The sequence below is a fragment of the Pelomonas sp. CA6 genome, assembly GCF_022549225.1.
GTDB lineage: Bacteria > Pseudomonadota > Gammaproteobacteria > Burkholderiales > Burkholderiaceae_C > Roseateles.
The window spans coordinates 137,976-156,983 of record NZ_JAKZFD010000005.1 but is presented as its reverse complement, the minus strand read 5'-3'; the positions used below and the strand labels follow the sequence as shown (position 1 = coordinate 156,983).

The following is a 19,008-nucleotide window of genomic DNA, read 5'->3' as shown; positions in this document are numbered from 1 at the left end:
GGTCGCCGCGCGCGAGCATGCGCGCCGGCTCCGACGATGGCCGCCATGATTCCCCCGCCTCCGCTCCGCGCCTAGTTGCGGAATGTGCGTAGGCCGCGCCAGTCGCGCGTCAGCCGGACGACAGCTTCAGCGCTGCACGGTGTAGCGCGTCTCGTACCAGCGCCCCGACGCGTCGACCGCGCGCAGCCACAGCTGCTGCCCCTGCACGCTGGCGCCGGCGACCACCGGGTCGGTGATCTGAGGCAGCTGCAGCTGGGTGGCGCCGGGGGCCGGCACGAGCACGGTCTGGCGCGCCTGGTCGCTCATCAGGAAGACCACGCGAACCTGGTCCAGGCGCAGGTCCGGATTGGCCGCGGCCCAGCCCGCCCACACGGCCTTGTAGCCGGCGGCATCGGCCAGCGCGCTGCCGCTCAGCACCGCGCTGGCGGACACGCCGTCCAGCTGCGGGAAACGCGCCACCGCGGGCAGCGTGGTGGGCAGCTCGGCACGCAGCCAGGCCGGCTGGGCCGCGGCCTGCGCATGGGTGGCCAGGTATTTGGCGCCGCGCAGGGTGTCGGCGCTGCCCATCCAGCCGGTGCTGGCGGGCTGCATCAGCTGGTCGGCCATGCCCAGCGTGGGCACGGCGCTGCTGGCGCCGGCCGTCGCGCTGATGCACAGCCACTCGGAACCGCAGTTGGCCAGCGGGATGCTGAAGCCGCCCGGAGTCTGCACCGTCGCCTTGTCCAGCGTCGCACCGTTGCCGGTGCTGCGCATCAGCAGCTTGACCCCGGCGCTGGGATTGCCGGCACTCAGCCCGGTGCTGGCGACACCGTTGGCCTCCAGCGCCAGCCAGCTGGCCGGCACCACGGCGAAGCCCAGCTTGCGCCCGTTGCCGAGCAGGCCCCAGGCCGGCGTGTTCTTCGCGTTGTAGCCCACCGCGGAGCTGAAGAAGCCCTTGAGCTCGCCACTGCTGCTGAGCACCGGCGCGCTGACCGTGGGCCGGGCGCAGTCGGTCGCGCTGGTCTGGGTTTCGTCGGCGCAGCCGGTGAACTGGAAGCGCCCCAGCTGCCAGTTGTTCTGCGCATAGCCGGCCAGCTGCGCGGCCAGGTCGGCGAGCAACAGTCCGTCGTGTTTGTCGAAGCCCTTCAGCAGCGCGTGGCTGGTCAGCGCGCTGGCGTTGAGCCCCTGCGCGATCAGCTTGTTCAGCGCCGCCCCCAGGTCGTCCAGTGCCGCGGCATTGGCCAGCACCTTGGTCGCGCTGGTCGTGGCCTTGAGCGTGGAGCCGATCGCGTTGGCCGGCGTGCCGGCGGTCTTGAGCAGCTCGGTGCGCGCGCTGGCCAGGTCCACCTGCACCTCGGCCGACTGGGTGTTGAGCAGCTTGTTGCCCAGCTGCAGCTGCTCCAGCCCCTTGGCGTCGCGCGTCAGGCTCACGCGCAGCGCCTCCAGCAGCAGGTCCTGCGCGCTCTTGTTGGCGGCGAAGCCGGCGTCGCCCTGCAGGTCCAGCGTGCTGGCGCTGAGCTTGAGGTCGGTGAGCTGGCTCTTGATCAGGGTCTTCAGGAAATCGCTGGCGGCGCCCGGCTGGGCCAGCGCGGCCAGCAGGTCGCCCTTGTCCTTGGCCTGGGCGAACACCGGGGCCGGCGCCGTGCCCAGCAGCAGGGCCACCAGCGCGTCCGACAGCGGGGTCACATTGGCCGTCATCGCGCTGGCCTGGGTCGCCACGCTGGCGTGCAGCTGCACCGGGTTGCCGGCGGCGTCCAGCCCGCTGGCCTCGACCAGCAGCGGAAAGCTGGGCGAGCCGCCGCTGAGCTTGAGGCTGTAGCGCCCCTCCACCGCATGCGCGGTGGTGCTGCCCAGGTTCTGGCCCTTGGCGTCCACCACGCTGACTTTGGCGCCGCCCACCGGCGCGCCCGCTGCGACCACGCCCGACAGCGTCAGGTCCACCGCCGGCGAGCCAGCCGAGTCGCCGCCACCCCCGCCCCCTCCGCCGCCGCAAGCGGCCAGGCCGGTCGCCAGCCCGGCGGCGAGCAGCAGGGAGGACAAGGGGCGGATGCAGGGGCGCGACGACATGGCAGCGGCGTGCGGGCGCGAGCCCGCCTCGTTGAAGACCGCCCCAGTATGCCCAGCGCCGCGCGCGGCAAACGCCGCATTAGCCGGGCCGGGTCCGTGCTATTGCGGCGCTCGGTCCGCGGGCGCCGGCGGCGGGCCGTCGTGGGCGATGCGGCCGTCGACCAGCTCGATCACGCGGTCGCAGCGCGCCGCCAGGCGCGGGTCGTGCGTGACGACCAGAAAGGTCGTGCCCACCTCGGCATGCATGCGGCGCAGCAGCGCGAAGACCTCGTCCGACGACGCGGTGTCCAGATTCCCGGTGGGCTCGTCGGCCAGCACCAGCGCCGGCTCCAGCATCAGCGCGCGCGCGATCGCCACGCGCTGCTGCATGCCGCCCGAGAGCTGGCGCGGGCTGCGCTCCATCGCCTGCGCCAGCCCCACCGCGGCCAGCAGCGCGCGGCCGCGCTCGCGCACCGCGGCGCTGATGCGGCCATCGCGCGCCATCGCCGGCAGGCAGACGTTTTCAAGCGCGCTGAAGGCCGGCAGCAGGTGATGGAACTGGAACACGAAGCCCAGCTGGCGCTGGCGCGCTTCGGTCAGCGCGTCGTCGTCCAGGTCCTGCACGGCGCGGCCGTCCAGCTCGTAGCCGCCCGCGCTGGGCCGCTCCAAGAGGCCGAGGATGTTCAGCAGCGTGCTCTTGCCCGAGCCCGAAGGCCCGATCAGCGCGGCAAACTCGCCATGCGCGATCTGCAGCGACAGCTCGTGCAGCACCTGAGTCTCGCCCGGTTCGCCGAGGTTGTAGGTCTTGGACAGCGCCTGCAGCCGCACCAGTGGCGCGCGCGACACCTCGGAGGGAGGACTCGCGGGCGCGCTCATAGCCGTATCGCCTGCGCCGGGTCCATGGCCGCGGCGCGGCGCGCCGGCGCCCACGCGGCCAGTACGCCGGCCAGCAGCGCCATGCCACTGACCTGCAGCGCCACCGACGCCGGCAGCTGGATCACGAACAGCGGCAGCCCGTCGGAGCCGCGCACGAAATGCGTGAACAGATAGACCATGGCCACCGCCAGCGCCACGCCCAGCAGCGAGCCCAGCACCGCGACCACCGCGCCCTGGACCAGGAAGACGCGCATGATCTGCGCCCGCGTGACCCCCATCGCGCGCAGGATGCCGATTTCGCGGCGCTTCTGCACCACCGTCACCACCAGCACGCTGGCGATGCCCAGCACCACGACCACCATCACCACGGCGCGGATCAGCGTGGTGCTGACGCTCTGCGCGTTCAGCGCCGAGACCAGCTGCGCATTCGTCTCCTGCCAGCTCTCCACCTTGTAGGGCAGCATGCGGCCCAGCTGCTGCGCCAGCTCCTGCGCCGCCCAGACGTCGCGCAGCGACAGGTCGATCTGCGTCGCGCCGCCGGGCAGGTCCAGCAGGCTTTGCGCGCTGCGCAGCGGCAGCAGCACGGTGCGCCGGTTGAGCTCGCGCGCGCCATAGTCCAGCAGCCCGCTGATGCGCACGTTGTCGCTGCGGCTGCCGGTGTTGAGCACCAGCCGGTCACCCACGCGCAGGCCCAGGTCCGCCGCCAGCTGCTGGCCGATCAGCGCCTCGCCGGGCAGCAGGCGCATCTCGCCGGCGGCGATGCGCTGGCGCAGATTGACGATGCGCGCATAGCTTTCCAGCTCCACGCCCTGCACCGACACCGAGCGGCTGGCCTCGCCGCGCTGCGCCAGCGCGGCGCCGGCCACCAGCGGCGACACCGCGGCGATCTCGGGCCGCGTGTCCAGCCAGGCGCGCGCCGCGGGCCAGTTGCCCAGGCTGAGCAGGCGCTGCGCGCGCGCCTGCGTGTCGGTCAGCGGGCGCACGCCGGGCGGCGCCGGCCAGGCCGGACGCACCACCTCGTCGGGTGGCGAGATCACCACATGCGGCTGCGCGCCCAGCGTCTTCTCCAGCGTGTTGCGCTGCAGCCCGCCGACCAGCGCCGAGATGTAGGCCACCACGGCCACGCCGGCGGCGACGCCGACGATGATCAGCAGGCTCTGGAAGCGCCCCTCGAACAGGAAGCGCAACGCCACCCGCCATTCGAAGCCCAGGCCGCGCCAGCGCATTCAGCGCATCCCGCCCAGGCCGCGCGCGTCGCGGCTCACGCCCTTGGGCGTGGCCGTCTCGACCACGCGCGCCCGCGCCCGGTGGCCCAGCGGCGCCTGCGCGTCCAGCAGCAGCTGTTCGCCGTCGGACAATCCGCGCAGCACCTCGACATGGTCCAGGTTGCGCAGCCCCAGTCCGATCGCGCGCTCCTCCACCCGGCCCTCGCGCAGCACGGCCACGCTGCCCTCGGCGCCGCGGTCGCTGCGCAGCGCGGTCAGCGGCACCGTCAGCGCGCGTTCGCGCTGCGCGGTGAGCAGCTCCACCGACAGCGTCATGTCCTCGCGCAGAAAGGCCGGCGCCGCGCCCTCGGGGCGCAGCCAGACCTGCACCGCGCCGCGCTGCGCGTCCACCTGCGGCGCCAGGCGGTCCAGCCGCGCGTCGAAGGGCCGGCCCGGATAGGCATCGGCGAGCACGCGCGCCGCCTGCCCCGGCTGCAGCTGGCCCAGGTAGCGTTCATCGACCAGTGCAATGAGTTCCAGCGGCCCGTCGACCGACTGGCCCAGCAGCGCCTTGCCCGGCTGCACGATCTGCCCCGGCTCGGCCAGCCGCTCCAGCACCTGGCCGTCGGCCACCGCGAGGATCTGCGTCTGCGCCAGCTTGCTCTGCGCCAGCCGCGCGGCCGCCTCGGCGGCCTGCCACTGCGCCAGCGCCGCGGCGGCTTCACTGCCCTGGCGCGCCTGCGCGTCCAGCTGCGCCTGCGCGCTGCGTACCTGGGCCTGGGCCACGTCCAGCGCCTTGCGCGCGTCGTCCAGGCGCGCCGGGCTCAGAAACCCCGCGCCCACCAGCGACTGCGTGCGCGTCCAGTCCTGCTCGGCCTGCGCCTGCGCGGCCTGGGCCTGCGCCAGCTGCGCCTGGGCCACCAGCAACCCCTGCTCGCGCTGGCTGCGCAGCTTCTCGCGCGCCTGCAGCGCCTGGGCGCGGGCCTGGTCCAGCGCCGCCTGCCACTCCGCCGCGTCCAGCTGCAGCAAGACCTGACCCTGGCGCACCCGGTCGCCCTCGCGCACCCGCACCTCGGCCACCCGCGCCGTCAGCGTGCTGCCCATCTCCACGCGCTTGGGCGACTGCACGCGGGCGCTGAACTGCAGCGTCTGGCGCAGCGGTGCGGCGTGCACCTCGGCCACTTCCAGCACCGGATCGCGCCAGCTCCACAGCGCCAGCGACGCCGCGGCCAAGGCCACGCCGGCCAGCAGACCCAGCTGCCACCGCTTCGGACGCCAGGCGCTCATCGCGCCGTCCTCGCGCGCGGGGTGCCCGGGGGCCGCGCGCCAACGCCATCGGGTCCGGCCGGCCACGGTGCGGCCCAGGGAAAGTGCCGTGCATTCATGCGGACATCTTAAGAGGGGCCGCCGGCGGCCTGGTGATGTTCGTCAAGGGCGAGACCCGGCCGGTTGGCGGGGCGCCACGACCGGGCGGCGCCCGCTGCTGCGCCCCTTGCGTGCATTTCTGGGGGCTGGTGACAGCCCGCTTGGCAGAATCGCGCCATTCCCTTCGCGAGAGGAACTCACCGTGGCCTCACCCAGCCACAATCAGCTCAATGCACGGCATGTCATGTTGATGGTTTTCGCGACCCTGGTGTGTCTCCTCATGCTCGGGCAGGTGGTCAGCAGCTATCTGCACCTCGTCGAGGTGAACGCCCAACTGGGGCGAAGCAATGGGAACATGGAGCACGACTGGACGCAGATCATCATCCTGGGGAGCCTGTCTTGCCTCTGTGTCGGCCTGACGGTCTTCGTGTACCGGAAGATCAAAGAGAAGTGAGTCTCCCGCTGGCGCTCTTCAGCCGATCGCCAGCGGACACGACACCCGTCGCCGTCCCGGCAACGGGCGCTGCGTCATGACGCTCGGACTCAGCCCTTCCCCAGCATGCCCTTCTGCTCGATGAAGGCCACCACCTGATCCAGCCCCGCCAGGGTCTTCAGGTTGGTCATCACGAAGGGCCGCGACGAGCGCATGCGCCGCGTGTCGGCTTCCATCACCGCGAGGTCGGCGCCCACATGGGGCGCGAGGTCGGTCTTGTTGATCACGAAGAGGTCGCTCTTGGTGATGCCGGGGCCGCCCTTGCGCGGGATCTTCTCGCCGGCCGCAACGTCGATCACGTAGAGGGTCAGGTCGCTGAGCTCGGGGCTGAAGGTGGCGGCGAGGTTGTCGCCGCCGGATTCGATGAAGACCACGTCGGCCTCGGGAAAGCGGGCCAGCATGCGGTCGATGGCCTCGAGGTTGATCGAGGCGTCCTCGCGGATCGCGGTGTGCGGGCAGCCGCCGGTCTCCACGCCCAGGATGCGCTCCGGCGGCAGCGCGCCGCTGACGGTGAGCAAACGCTGGTCTTCCTTGGTGTAGATGTCGTTGGTGATCGCGACCAGGTCCCAGCGCTCGCGCATGGCTTTGCACAGCATTTCCAGCAGCGTGGTCTTGCCGGACCCCACCGGTCCGCCGATGCCCACGCGCAGCGGAGGCAGGGTCTTGGTGCGGCCGGGGATGTGGTGCAGAGCTTGGCTCATGATCGGAACAGGCGTGAATACTGGGTTTCGTGACGCGCGGCCAGGATGGACAGCATGGGAGCGAACAGCTGGCGCTGCGCGGGCGGGGTCGCGAGGGCCGTGGCCACCGCGGCGGGGATGCGGGCGGCCAGATGGCCCAGCACGCGCTGGCCGGCGCTCTGGCCCAGCGGCACGGCCTTGAGCGCCGCCTGGACCTGGTTCTCGGCCCAGCCAAAGGCGCAGCCGGACAGCAGCGCCTCGTCGGGCAGCGGAATGCTGGCCAGCGCCAGCGCCATCACGAGCGCGAACGGGGGCGGCGCGCCCAGGGTCCGCAGCAGCGCCAGGCGCCCGGCCAGCGGCGCGTCCTGCGCCGCCCAGCCACGCAGCCAGACCGCCAGCGACTGCCCGGTCTGCTCGCTCTGCAGGCGCGACTCGGCGCCGTCGCGGCTGCAGCGCAGCCAGTCGTGCAGCGCCGCCAGCGCGGCGGTGTCGTCGGCGCGCCAGGCCGCCAGGCCCTGCGCGATCGCGGCCAGATCGCCGCGCGCCATCAGCGCCAGCTGCTGCGCCAGCCAGTGCGTCGCACCGGCCTCGTCGCGCACCAGGCCATGCTCGACGGCCGACTCCAGCCCCTCGGAATAGGAGAACGCGCCGATCGGCAGCGCCGGCGACGCCAGCCAGGCCAGGCGCAGCGCCGGCGGCACCGCGTCCCAGCGCGGCGGCGGATCAGTGGCCGTGGCCGCCGTGTCCATGTTTGGCGGGGCTGTGTTCATCGCCGTGGCCATGAGCGTGATGCCCATGGTCGTGGCCATGCTCGTGCCCGTGCTTGCAACCCGGACCGTGGACATGGGGCGCGGCCTTCACCGGAATGCGCTCCAGCGGCACGGACACGGCGGCCGGGGCGTGGGCATGGCCATGGTCGTGGCCATGGCTGCAGCCGGGGCCGTGAACGTGGCCCTCGCCATGCGCATGCGCATGCCCGTGCCCGTGCCCGTGGTCATGCCCCTGCGCCGCATAGGCGCCGCCCTCGGGCTCGAAGCCCTCCTCCACCGCCTGCACCGTGAGGTGCATTGCGCGCAGCATGTCGGCCAGCACATGGTCGGGTTCGATCTTCAGGTGGTCGGGCTGCAGCTCGATGGCGACATGGCGGTTGCCCAGGTGGTAGGCGGCGCGGGTCAGGTCGAAGGGCGAACCATGCTCGCCGCAGGCGGTGATGCGCAGCAGCGGCTGGGCCGCCGCCTGCACGCGGATCAGCGAGCCGTCCTCGGCCACCAGCACGTCGCCGCCGCGCACCACGCTGCCGCGCGGGAGGAAGACGCCCAGCTCGCGGCCCTCGCTGTCGCGGGCCTGGAAACGGCTCTTCTGCCGCGTGTCCCAGTCCAGCACCACGGTGGCGGCGCGCTTGAGCAGCACGGGGGCCAGGCCCCGGCCGCGGGGCAGGCATTTGGTCACTTGGATCATCGCGGGAGCACTCCGTTCGTTCGTCCCGCACTGTACCGCTTCAGCCCTCGGCCGGCCCGGCGTGGGGCTGCAGCAGCGCCAGCGCGTGGCGGGCGGCCACCCACTCCTCGTTGGCCGGCTCCACCGCGACGCGCACCGCGCTGCCGGGCGCGGAGATCAAGGGCTCGTGGCGCGCATTGGCGGCCTCGTCCAGCCGCAGCCCGAGGAAGGCCAGCCCGGCGCAGACGCGGCTGCGGATCTCGGGCTGGTGCTCGCCGATGCCGGCGGTGAACACCAGCAGGTCCAACCCGCCCAGCACCGCGACCAGCGCGCCGGCCTCGCGCACGATGCGGCGCACGTACAGCGCCAGCGCCGCGGCGGCGCGCGCGTCCCCGGCCTCGCGCGGCAGCAGCACGCGCGGCTCGGCGGACGTGCCCGACACGCCCAGCAGCCCGGCCTCGTGGTAGAGCATCTGGCCCACGTCGTGCGGGCTCAGCCCCTCCTGCTCCATCAGATAGAGCAGCGCGCCGGGGTCCAGCGCGCCGCAGCGCGTGCCCATCATCAGGCCGTCCAGCGCCGAGAAGCCCATGGTGGTGGCCACGCTGCGCAGCCCGCGCATCGCGCACAGGCTGGCGCCGCTGCCCAGGTGCGCCACCAGCACGCGACCGCGCGCGCGGTCGCCATGGCGTTCCGGCAGCACGGTGGCCTGGTATTCGTAGGACAGGCCGTGGAAGCCGTAGCGGCGCAGCCCGCGCTCGTAGGCCGACCAGGGCAGCGGCAGCAGCTGCTCCTCCAGCGGCAGCGTGTGGTGGAAGGCGGTGTCGAAGCAGGCAATCTGTGGCAGCGTGGGGCGCTCGCGCAGCAGCACCTCGATGGCTTCCAGCGCGAAGGGCTGGTGCAGCGGCGCCAGCGGGATCAGCGCGCGCAGCTCGGCCAGCAGCGCGGCGTCCAGCCGCAGCGGCGCGGCATGGTGGGCGCCGCCGTGCACCACGCGGTGCGCCACCGCCAGCAGGCGGTCGGCGCCCAGGCGCTCGCGCATCGCGTCGCGCAGCGTTTCCAGCGCCGCGTGATAGGGCGCGGCGGGGTCCAGCGCCAGCGCGCGCGGCTCGGCGTCGCTGAGCAGCAGGCGCGGCGCCGGCCCGCCGATGCCCTCGACGCGCCCGCCCCAGCGCGGACGGCGCGCCAGGCCGGCCACGCCGCCGTCGGCGTCGAACAGCGCGAACTTGATGCTGGACGACCCGCAGTTCAGCACCGCGACCCGGGTGGCGGCGCTCACGGCGGCGTGCTCCGGTAATGCTGGGCCAGCAGCAGCGCCAGCGCGCAGGAGGCGATGCGCGACTCGCGCGAATCGGCGCGGCTGGTCAGCACCACCGGCACGCGCGCGCCCATCACCAGGCCGGCGCTGGCCGCGCCACCCAGGTATTCCAGCTGCTTGGCCAGCATGTTGCCGCTCTCCAGGTCGGGCACGACCAGGATGTCGGCCTGCCCCGCCACCTCCGACCGTATGCCTTTGATGCGCGCGGCGGCGATGGAGATGGCGTTGTCGAAGGCCAGCGGCCCATCGACCACCGCGCCGGCGATCTGGCCGCGGTCGGCCATCTTGCACAGCGCGGCGGCGTCCAGCGTCGCGGGCATGTGCGGGTTCACCGTCTCCACCGCGGCGAGGATGGCCACACGCGGCTGCGCCACGCCGATGGCCTGCGCCAGCTCCACGGCGTTGCGCACGATGTCGGCCTTGTGCTCCAGCGTGGGCGCGATGTTGAGCGCCGCGTCGGTGATGATGAAGGGGCGCGGATAGGCCGGCGACTGCATCAGGAAGCAATGGCTGGCGCGGCGCTTGGTGCGCAGCCCGCCGGCGTCGGACAGCACGGCCGCCATCAGCTCGTCGGTGTGCAGGCTGCCCTTCATCAGCGCGCCCACCTCGCCGGCGGCCGCCAGCGCGGCGGCGCGCGCGGCGCTGTCGTGGCTGTGCGCCGCGTCCTCGATCGCCACGCCCTGCAGCGACCAGCCCTCCTGCTGCGCCACCGCTTCCAGCCGCGCGCGCGGCGCGACCAGCACCGGCTCGATCAGCCCGGCGTCGCGCGCCTCCAGCGCGGCGCCGAGGCTGGCCGCGTCGCAGGGATGGACCACCGCCATGCGCAGCGGCCCCAGCGGCCGCGCCGCCGCCAGCAGCCGCGCCAGGCCGCCACCGCCTTCGCTGAGCCGCAGCTCGGGCAACGCGCTGGCGCGCCACTCGATGCGCTCCTGCGGCGCGATCACCTCGGCCTGCCCGTCGACCACGGTGACGCCGTCCTGGTTGACGCAGCGGCAGTCCAGCGTCACGCGCCGCTTGGCCTCCTGGCGCGCGATGACGGCGACGCTGACCTCCAGCCGGTCGCCGATGCGCACCGGCGCCAGGAAGCGCAGCGTCTGCCCCAGGTAGATGGTGCCCGGCCCCGGCAGCCGCGTGCCCAGCACCGCGGAGATCAGCGCGCCGCCCAGCATGCCGTGCGCGATCACGCCGTGAAAGCGCGTCGTCGCGGCGAAGCCCTCGTCCAGGTGCTGCGGATTGATGTCGCCGGAGAGGATGGCGAACAGCTGCAGGTCGGCCGCGGTGACGATGCGCGTCATGCTCGCGCGGTCGCCCACCGCGATCTCGTCGAAGCTGCGGTTGTGCAGCAGGTCCAGACTCTCGTTCATCTCACCCCCTTGTCGTTCGTGCTCAGGCCATCTGCGCGATGGTCTTGCGGAAACGCGACAGCGCCGCGCCGAACAGCACACTGCCGATCGCCAGCACGGCGAGCAGCTGCGGCCACACCACCGCCAGCCCGGCGCCGCGGTACAGGATGGCCTGCCCGGCGGCGACGAAATGCGTGGTCGGCGCCGCCTGCATGATCCATTGCACCGCCAGCGGCATGCTCTCGCGCGGCGTCACGCCGCCGGACAGCAGCTGCAGCGGCAGCAGCACCAGCACCAGCAGCATGCCGAACTGCGGCATGGTGCGCGCCAGCGTGGCCAGGAAGATGCCCATGGAGGTGGTGGCGAACAGATGCAGCGCGGTGGCCAGCGCGAACAGCGCCAGCGAGCCCTGCACCGGCACATGCAGCGCGCCCTGCACCACCAGCAGCAGCGCACCCAGCGCCGCCACCAGCACCACCAGGCCCATGGACCAGACCTTGGCCAGCATGATCTCCGACGGCGTCACCGGCATCACCAGCAGATGCTCCACCGTGCCGTGCTCGCGTTCGCGGATCAGCGCGGCGCCGGTCAGGATGATGGACAGCATGGTGACGTTGTTGATGATCTCCATCAGCGAACCAAACCAGGCGTGCTCCAGATTGGGGTTGAAGCGCATGCGCAGCGCCATGTCCACCGGCGGCGGCGCGGCACCGCCATGGCGCTGCAGAAAGCCGCCGATCTCGGCCGCCAGCATCTGCTGGATGTAGCCGCCGCCGGTGAAGGCCTGGCTCATGCGCGTGGCGTCGATGTTGAGCTGCAGCGCCGGCGCGCGGCCGGCCAGCACCTCGCGCTGGAAGCCCGGCGGGATCACCAGCACGAAGGTCTGCTCGCCGCGGTCCATCAGCCCGTCCACCTCGGCGGCGCTGACCAGCCGCGGCGTGCGGAAGTGCGGTTCGTAAAAGCTCGCGGCGATGCGCGCGGACAGCGGCGACGCGTCCTCGTCGACGATGGCGATCGCGGCATGGCGCAGGCTCTCCGGCATCGCCGTCGCCGCGACATAGATGGAGACGCTGAAGGTGTAGACGATCAGCACCAGCATCATCGGGTCGCGCCACAGGCTCCACAGCTCCTTGACGCCCAGGCGGAAGACATGGGAGGGACGCAGCATCTTCAGTGACCCCTTGCAAGGGTGCGCCGCCCGCGGCGCGGGAGGCCGGCGCCGTGCGCTGGGCGGGCCGGCCGGCATCGGCGCTGGACCATGCGCTTCATCTCAGCGCTCCTGCTTGCGCAACAGCGCCACGGCCAGGCCCAGGATCACCGGCACCGCGGCCGCCAGCGGCAGCAGGCTGGACTGCAGCTCGGCCAGGCCCAGCGCCTTGCTGAACACGCCGCGGCTGATGGTGAGGAAATGCGCCGCCGGGTAGACGCGCCCGATCGCCGCGCCCACGCCCTCCAGCGAGGACACCGGGTCGATCAGCCCGGCGAACTGCACGCAGGGGATCAGCGTGCCGATCATGGTGACGAACAGCGCGGCGATCTGGCTGCGCGTGAAGGTGGACGCGAGCAAGCCCAGCCCGGTGGCCGCGGTGACGTAGAGCAGCGCCGCCAGTGTCAGCGCGGCCAGGCTGCCCTTCAGCGGCACGCCGAACACCGTGACCGCCAGCAGCACCAGCAGGAAGAAGTTCAGCATCGCCAGCACCAGATAAGGCAGCTGCTTGCCGAGCAGGAACTCGGTGCGCGTCACCGGCGTCACATAGAGGTTGAGGATGGAACCCAGCTCCTTCTCGCGCACCACCGACAGCGCGGTGAGCATGGCCGGAATCATCATCAGCAGCATGGGGATCACCGCCGGCACCATGGCGGGCAGGCTCTTCACGTCCGGGTTGTAGCGATAGCGCAGCTCCACGCGGCTGGGCGCGGCCAGGTTCAGGCCCAGGCGCTCGCGCGCCATCTCGGCCAGCCATTGCTGGTGCATGGCCATCACATAGCCGCGCGAGGTCTCGCCGCGTGTGGGCATGGCGCCGTCCACCCAGACGCCGATCTGCACCGCATGCCCGCGCGCCACGTCGCGCGCGAAGCCATGCGGGATCTCGATCGCCACCGCCAGCTCGCCGGCGCGCATGCGCCGGTCCAACTCGCCATGGTCGGCCAGCGCCGGCTGCTCGATGAAGTAGCGCGAGCCGACCAGGCGCTGCGCGTAGTTCTGGCTCAGCTGGGACTGGTCCTGATCCAGCACCGCCACGCGCAGGTTCTCCACGTCCAGGCTGATGCCGTAGCCGATGATGAACATCAGCAGCGCCGTGCCCAGCAGCGCCAGCGTCGCGCGCACCGGGTCGCGGCGCAGCTCCAGCGTCTCGCGCAGGCTATAGCTCAGCGCGCGCCCCAGGCTGAACAGACGGCGGCGCGGCCGGCGGGCCGGCGCGGCGGGCGCCGCGGCCTCGGGCGGCGGCGTCACCGCCGCGGGCGCCGCTGGCTCGGCCTCGCCGGCGGCCTCGCGCAAGTAGTCGATGAAGGCCTGCTCCAGCGTGGCCGCGCCGCGCCGCTGCACGATGGCCTGCGGCGTGTCGCTGACCAGCACGCGCCCGGCATGCATCAGCGAGATGCGGTCGCAGCGCTGTGCCTCGTTCATGAAGTGGGTGGAGATGAAGATGGTCACGCCGTCGCGCCGCGCCAGCTCCACCATCAGCGACCAGAACATGTCGCGCGCCACCGGGTCCACGCCCGAGGTCGGCTCGTCCAGGATCAGCAGCTCGGGCTTGTGCACCATGGCCACCGCCAGGGACAGGCGCTGGCGCATGCCCAGCGGCAGCGCCTCGGGCAGGCTGTGGCGCACCTCGTCCAGCCCGAAGCGGCGCGTCATCTCGTCCACGCGCGCCGTCAGTTCCGCCTCGGGCACCTCGAACAGCCGCGCGTGCAGCACCAGGTTCTGCTCCACGCTGAGCTCGCCATAGAGCGAGAAGGCCTGGGTCATGTAGCCCACGCGGCGGCGCGTCTGCATGTCGCGCGGATCGACCGGGTGGCCGAACAGCGAGGCCTCGCCCTCGCTGGCCGGCAGCAGCCCGGTCAGCATCTTCATCGTGGTCGACTTGCCGCAGCCGTTGGAGCCGAGGAAGCCGAAGATCTCGCCGCGGCGGATGCGAAAGCTCACGCGGTCCACCGCGGTGAAATCGCCGAAGCGCATGGACAGCCCGCGCGCTTCGATCGCCACCGGCTCGTCCGCGCCGCCGGCCGCCAGCGGCGGCACGACGACGGCCTGGTGGCCGGCGCGGCGCGCCTCGGGCAGCAGCGCGATGAAGGCTTCTTCCAGGCTCGCGGCCGTGCCGCGCAGCGCCTGCGGCGAGCCAGTGGCCAGCACGCGGCCGGCGTCCATCGCGACCAGCCAGTCGAAGCCCTGCGCCTCCTCCATGTAGGCGGTGGCGACGATGACGCTCATGCCCGGACGCTCGCCGCGGATGCGCGCGATCAGCTGCCAGAACTGGGCGCGCGACAGCGGGTCCACGCCGGTGGTGGGTTCGTCGAGGATGAGCAGGTCCGGGTCGTGGATCAGCGCGCAGCACAGCCCCAGCTTCTGCTTCATGCCGCCGGACAGCTTGCCGGCCGGCCGCGCCAGGAAGGGCAGCAGCCCGGTGCTGGCGCACAGCGCGTCGATGCGCCGGCGGCGCTCCGCCGCGTCATGGCCGAACAGGCGGCCGAAGAACTGCAGGTTCTCCTCCACCGACAGCGTGGGGTAGAGGTTGCGGCCCAGGCCCTGCGGCATGTAGGCGATGCGCGGCCCCACCTGTTCGCGATGGGCGCGCTGCGCGACGTCGCCGCCCAGCACCTCCACGCGGCCCTGCTGCACCACGCGCGCGCCGGCCAGCAGCGCGAGCAGGCTGGACTTGCCCACGCCGTCGGGTCCGATCAGGCCCAGCATGCGGCCGGCCGGCAGCTCCAGCGTGATGTCCTGCAGCGCGCGCGTCGCGCCATAGTGCAGGCTGACCGCCTGCACCCGCGCCAGCACGCCGTCGGCGGGCGTCGAACTCACGGCTGGACCTTGGCGGCCAGTTCCGCCGGCCAGGGCTGCGCGGCATCCAGGCGCACCCAGGCGACACCGGGCAGGCCGGTCTTGACCTGGGCCAGGTGCTTCTGCAGCAGCTCGCGGTCGATCTGCGCGCGCACGCGGAACATCAGCTTCTGCCGCTCGCTGGCGGTCTCCACCGTCTTGGGCGTGAACTGCGCCGTGCTGGAGACGAAGGACACGCGGGCCGGGATCACGAAGCGCGGCGCCGCGTCCAGCACCAGGCGCACCTCGCTGCCCAGCGCCAGCCGGCCGGCGACCGGCTCGGGCACGAAGAAGGTCATGTAGACGTCGCTGAGGTCAACCAGGTTGAGCACCTTGCCGCCCGCGCCCAGCACCTCGCCGGCCTCGGCGATGCGGTATTGCACCCGGCCGGCGCGCGGCGCCACCAGCACCGCGTCGTCCAGGTCGGCCTTCACGCGGTCCACGGTGGCCGCGCCGGCGGCGACCGTGGCGCGCATGCCCGCGGCCTGGGTGCGCGCGGCTTCCACCGCCGCGCCGGCCGCGGCCACCTGGGCCTGGGCCGCGGCCAGCGCCGCTTCCACGCTGCGCACGCGGGCGCGGTCGTCGTCCAGCTCCTGTTCGGACGACGCGCCCTCGCCGGCCAGGGCCTGCGAGCGCGCCAGGCGGCGGCGCGCGGCGTCCAGCTCGGCCTCGCGCTGCGCCACCACGGCCAGCAAGGCCTTGCGGTCGCTCTCGCGCACGCTGACCTGCGCGTCGGCGCTGGCCACCGTGCTCTCGGCCTGGCGCAGCCGCGCCTGGGCCTCGGCATGCTGGGCCTCCAGCGACTGCACCTGCATGCGCGCCAGCGGCTGTCCGGCGCGCACGAAGTCGCCCTCGCCCACCAGCACCTCCTGCAGGCGGCCGGGCAGCTTGGTCGCGACGTCGACCTCGGTGGCCTCGATGCGGCCGTTGCCGCGCACAAAGGCCTCGCCGGGGCCGCCGCCCTGCAGCCGGGGCCAGGCCCAGACGGCCAGGGCCAGCGCGCCGGCGGCCGCGGCCACCGGCAGGATCATCGTCTTCGCAGAGAGCTTCATCGTGTACGGGCCTCGGTCTCGGAAAGCGGTTCGGTCGCCGCGGCGCCGCCCAGCGCGGCATAGAGGCTGACCTGGCTGGCCAGCAGCGCGCGCCGCGCCTGCACCAGCAGTTGTTCGGCGGCCATCAGGTCGCGCTGCGCGTCCAGCACCTCCAGGAAGGCGGCGGCGCCCTGCTCGTAGCGGCGCTGCGCCAGGCGCGCGCGCTCGGCCTGCGCGTCCAGGCTGCGCGCGGCGATGCGCTGCTGCTCGGCCAGCCACTGGCGCGCCGACAGCGCGTCGCTGACCTCGCGGAAGGCCTGCTGCACCGCGCGCTCATAGCCGGCCAGCGCCTGCGCCTGGCGCGCCTGCTGCACGGCCAGGTTCTGCGAACGCCGGCCGCCGTCCAGCAGCGGCAGCGCGACCGAGGGCGCAAGGCTCCAGGCCTGGCTGCCGCCGTCGAACAGCCCGGACAGCTCGGCGCTGGCGCTGCCGAAGGCGGCGGTCAGGCTCAGGCGCGGGAAATAGGCGGCACGCGCCGCGGCCACATTGGCCTGCGCCGCGCGCAGCTGGTGCTCGGCGGCGATCAGGTCCGGCCGCTGGTTCAGCAGCGCCGACGGCAGCCCCGCCTTCAGCGGCGGCAACGCCTCCAGCGCGGGCGCAAGGTCGCCCGGCGGCCGCCCCACCAGCAGCGCCAGCGCATGGCGCTGCGCGTCGCGCGCCTGCTCCAGCTGGGCCACCAGCGCCTGCGCCTGGGTCTGCAGCACCTGCACCTGGGTCAGCGCCAGCCGCGAGGTGGCGCCCACCTCGACGCGGCGCGTGAAGATGCGCAGGCTCTCGTTGCGGCTGTCCAGCGTGCGGCAGGCCAGGCGCAGCCGCTCGTCCAGCTCGCCCAGCGCATACCAGCCCTGGGCCACCTGGGTGATCAGCGCCAGCGTCAGCGCGCGGCTGCCGGCCTCGCTGGACAGCGCGGCCTCGCGCGCCGCCTCGTCCAGGCTCGCCAGCCGGCCCCACAGGTCCAGCTCCCAGCTCGCCAGCCCCAGGCCGAACTGGAACTGGTCGCCCAGCAGCGGCCGGCGCGCCAAATTGAGATCGGCCGGCACGCGAGCGCGCTGCGCGTCCAGCTGCGCGCCGATCTGCGGCCAGCGCTGCGCCGCCTGCAGCCCGGCCAGCGCCCTGGCCTCGTCCAGCCGCGCCAGCGCCTGGCGGCGGTCGCGGTTGTGGGCCAGCGCGTCCTCGATCAGGGCCTGCAGCGCCGCGTCGCGGAAGTACTCGCGCCAGGCCGGCGCCGCCGCAGGGTCGGCGTCGGCCGGCTGGGCCTCGTAGCGCGCCGGCAGCCCGGCATCGGGCCGTGGCGGCGGCCCCGCCAGCGGCGCGCAGCCGGCCAGCGCCAGCAGCGCGAGCGCGGCGGTGCAGGCCTGGGAGGACAAGGTCTTGCTCATCGTTCAGCGCTCCAGCACATAGCGGCCCGGGGCCGGGTCTTGCGCCGGGAAGGCGCGCGAGCCCAGGCGCGGCGGCGCGACCGCGCCGCTGCTGTGCGCGGCCAGCCAGTCGGCCCAGGCCGGCCACCACGAGCCCGGCTGCTCGGCGGTCTGCGCCAGCCAGTCCTGCGGCTCCCGGTAGGGTTCGCCCGGCCGTGCGGTCGCCAGGCGGAAATGGCGGTGCCCCTGGCCCGGCGGATTGACGATGCCGGCGTTGTGCCCGCCGCTGGTCAGCACGAAGCTGATCTCGGCCGGGCTCAGATGGTGCAGCTTGTACACCGAGCGCCACGGCGCGACATGGTCTGTTTCGGTGCCCACCATGAACACCGGCTGGCGGATGTCGCTGAGCGCGACCGCGCGGCCGCCGATGCGGTAGCGCCCCTCGGCCAGATCGTTGTGCAGGAACAGGTGGCGCAGGTACTCGGCATGCATGCGCGCGGGCATGCGCGTGGCGTCGGCGTTCCAGGCCATCAGCGCGTTCAGCGCCGGCCGCTCGCCCATCAGATAGGCCTGCACCAGGCGCGACCACAGCAGGTCGTAGGAGCGCAGCATCTGGAAGGCCCCGGCCATCTGGTCGGCGCGCAGATAGCCCTGCTGGCGCATCTGCGCCTCCAGCAGGCTGAGCTGGCTTTCGTCGATGAACAGGCCCAGCTCGCCGGGCTCGCTGAAATCGGTCTGCGCGGCGAACAGCGTCAGCGTCGCGAAGCGCTCGTCGCCGTCGCGCGCCATCGCCGCCGCGGCCATGCTCAGCAGGGTGCCGCCCAGGCAATAGCCCACGCCATGCACGCGCCGCCGCGGCGCGATGGAACCGACCGCCTCCAGCGCCGCGGCGATGCCCAGGCGCAGGTAGTCGTCCATGCCCAGCTCGCGCTGCGCCTCGCCCGGATTGCGCCAGGAGATGCAGAACACCGTGTGCCCGCGCTGGACCAGGTATTCCACCAGCGAGGCGCCGGGCTCCAGGTCCAGGATGTAGTACTTCATGATCCAGGCCGGCACGATCAGCACCGGCTCGGCCTGCACCTTGGGCGTGGCTGGCTCGTACTGGATCAGCTCCATCAGCTCGTTGCGCAGCACCACGCGGCCGGGCGTGCGCGCCAGCTGCTCGCCGACGCGGAAGGCCTCGGTGCCGGCGGCCGGCGCCTGGGTCGCCAGGCGCTGCAGGTCGTCGGCGAGGAACTGCGCGCCGCGCAGCAGGTTGGCGCCGCCTTCGTCCTGCGTGCGCCGCAGCACCTGCGGATTGGCCAGGCCCCAGTTGCCCGGAGACATCATGTCCAGCGCCTGCCGGGCCCAGAAGCCGACCAGATCGCCGTGGTGGCGCTCCACGCCCCAGACGCCGCGCGTCGCGGCCTCCCACCAATGCTGGTGGAGCAAAAAACCCTGGTGGATCACGTTGAAGGGCCACTGCTGCCACTCGGCGGCGGCGAAGCGGCGGTCGGCGACCGGCGGCGCGGGCGGCTGCGCCGGCCCGCCCAGCGAGCAGGCCGCCATCGCGCTGCCCTGCGCATAGCGGGCGAGGTCCATCCACTGCTGCTGCGCCAGCTCGGCCAGCGCCAGACGGCGGCCCGGCGACAAGGCCAGGTGCAGCGCCCAGTCGGCCGCCGCCAGCCCCGGCGACACCAGCGACAGCGAGCGCGTCCAGCGCGCCAGCGCCGCGTGGAAGGCCGCGTCCAGTTCCTCGCCCAGCACGGCCTCGTTTGCGCTGTCCATCAGCCTGCCCT

Annotated in this window: 15 protein-coding genes; 1 reads left to right on the top strand and 14 read right to left on the bottom strand. The window is 73.3% G+C overall.

The genetic code is table 11. The annotated features are described in order from the left end of the window. Positions 1-126: 126 nt before the first annotated feature. From LZ017_RS10435 to LZ017_RS10420, 4 genes are all read right to left on the bottom strand, one after another. Positions 127-2,019: a hypothetical protein gene (locus LZ017_RS10435; RefSeq protein WP_241396761.1), complete on the bottom strand. Its 1,893-nt coding sequence runs from the start codon at positions 2,017-2,019 to the stop codon at positions 127-129. 126 nt (positions 2,020-2,145) lie between these two features. Beyond that, positions 2,146-2,901, bottom strand: coding sequence for an ABC transporter ATP-binding protein (locus LZ017_RS10430; protein ID WP_241396760.1), 756 nt, complete (start codon positions 2,899-2,901; stop codon positions 2,146-2,148). Then, complete coding sequence (locus LZ017_RS10425; protein ID WP_241396759.1) at positions 2,898-4,127, bottom strand: ABC transporter permease; 1,230 nt, start codon at positions 4,125-4,127, stop codon at positions 2,898-2,900. The genes LZ017_RS10430 and LZ017_RS10425 overlap by 4 nt, the downstream gene beginning before the upstream one ends. Then, positions 4,128-5,393: an efflux RND transporter periplasmic adaptor subunit gene (locus LZ017_RS10420; RefSeq protein WP_241396758.1), complete on the bottom strand. Its 1,266-nt coding sequence runs from the start codon at positions 5,391-5,393 to the stop codon at positions 4,128-4,130. Between the two features lie 280 nt (positions 5,394-5,673). Here LZ017_RS10420 and LZ017_RS10415 point away from each other — a divergent pair, with 280 nt between their 5' ends. Next, positions 5,674-5,925 (top strand): hypothetical protein, encoded by a 252-nt coding sequence (locus LZ017_RS10415; protein WP_241396757.1) that lies wholly within the window; start codon positions 5,674-5,676, stop codon positions 5,923-5,925. A gap of 89 nt (positions 5,926-6,014) precedes the next feature. On the opposite strand, the gene ureG is transcribed toward LZ017_RS10415, so the two are convergent. The 10 genes from ureG to LZ017_RS10365 form a co-directional block, all read right to left on the bottom strand. Then, positions 6,015-6,665 (bottom strand): urease accessory protein UreG, encoded by a 651-nt coding sequence (ureG, locus tag LZ017_RS10410; RefSeq protein ID WP_241396756.1) that lies wholly within the window; start codon positions 6,663-6,665, stop codon positions 6,015-6,017. Continuing rightward, entirely contained in the window at positions 6,662-7,393 is a 732-nt protein-coding gene (locus LZ017_RS10405; RefSeq protein ID WP_241396755.1) for an urease accessory protein UreF, read from the bottom strand. The genes ureG and LZ017_RS10405 overlap by 4 nt, the downstream gene beginning before the upstream one ends. Continuing rightward, complete coding sequence (gene ureE / locus LZ017_RS10400) at positions 7,368-8,102, bottom strand: urease accessory protein UreE (RefSeq protein WP_241396754.1); 735 nt, start codon at positions 8,100-8,102, stop codon at positions 7,368-7,370. The genes LZ017_RS10405 and ureE overlap by 26 nt, the downstream gene beginning before the upstream one ends. A gap of 40 nt (positions 8,103-8,142) precedes the next feature. Further along, the gene (locus LZ017_RS10395) at positions 8,143-9,357 is read right to left on the bottom strand and encodes an acetate/propionate family kinase (RefSeq protein ID WP_241396753.1); all 1,215 of its coding nucleotides are present in this window, start codon (positions 9,355-9,357) and stop codon (positions 8,143-8,145) included. Further along, the gene (locus LZ017_RS10390; RefSeq protein WP_241396752.1) at positions 9,354-10,760 is read right to left on the bottom strand and encodes a bifunctional enoyl-CoA hydratase/phosphate acetyltransferase; all 1,407 of its coding nucleotides are present in this window, start codon (positions 10,758-10,760) and stop codon (positions 9,354-9,356) included. Before LZ017_RS10390 ends, LZ017_RS10395 begins: the two co-directional genes overlap by 4 nt. A 22-nt stretch (positions 10,761-10,782) precedes the next feature. Next, on the bottom strand, positions 10,783-11,907 hold the full coding sequence (locus LZ017_RS10385; protein WP_241396751.1) for an ABC transporter permease: 1,125 nt from the start codon (positions 11,905-11,907) through the stop codon (positions 10,783-10,785). Between the two features lie 102 nt (positions 11,908-12,009). Beyond that, positions 12,010-14,763, bottom strand: coding sequence for a ribosome-associated ATPase/putative transporter RbbA (rbbA, locus tag LZ017_RS10380; protein WP_241396750.1), 2,754 nt, complete (start codon positions 14,761-14,763; stop codon positions 12,010-12,012). Then, on the bottom strand, positions 14,760-15,833 hold the full coding sequence (locus LZ017_RS10375) for an HlyD family secretion protein (protein ID WP_374109907.1): 1,074 nt from the start codon (positions 15,831-15,833) through the stop codon (positions 14,760-14,762). Before LZ017_RS10375 ends, rbbA begins: the two co-directional genes overlap by 4 nt. After that, positions 15,830-17,251: an efflux transporter outer membrane subunit gene (locus LZ017_RS10370; protein WP_241396749.1), complete on the bottom strand. Its 1,422-nt coding sequence runs from the start codon at positions 17,249-17,251 to the stop codon at positions 15,830-15,832. Before LZ017_RS10370 ends, LZ017_RS10375 begins: the two co-directional genes overlap by 4 nt. 3 nt (positions 17,252-17,254) lie before the next feature. Beyond that, positions 17,255-18,997, bottom strand: coding sequence for an alpha/beta hydrolase (locus LZ017_RS10365; RefSeq protein ID WP_241396748.1), 1,743 nt, complete (start codon positions 18,995-18,997; stop codon positions 17,255-17,257). Positions 18,998-19,008: the final 11 nt, after the last annotated feature.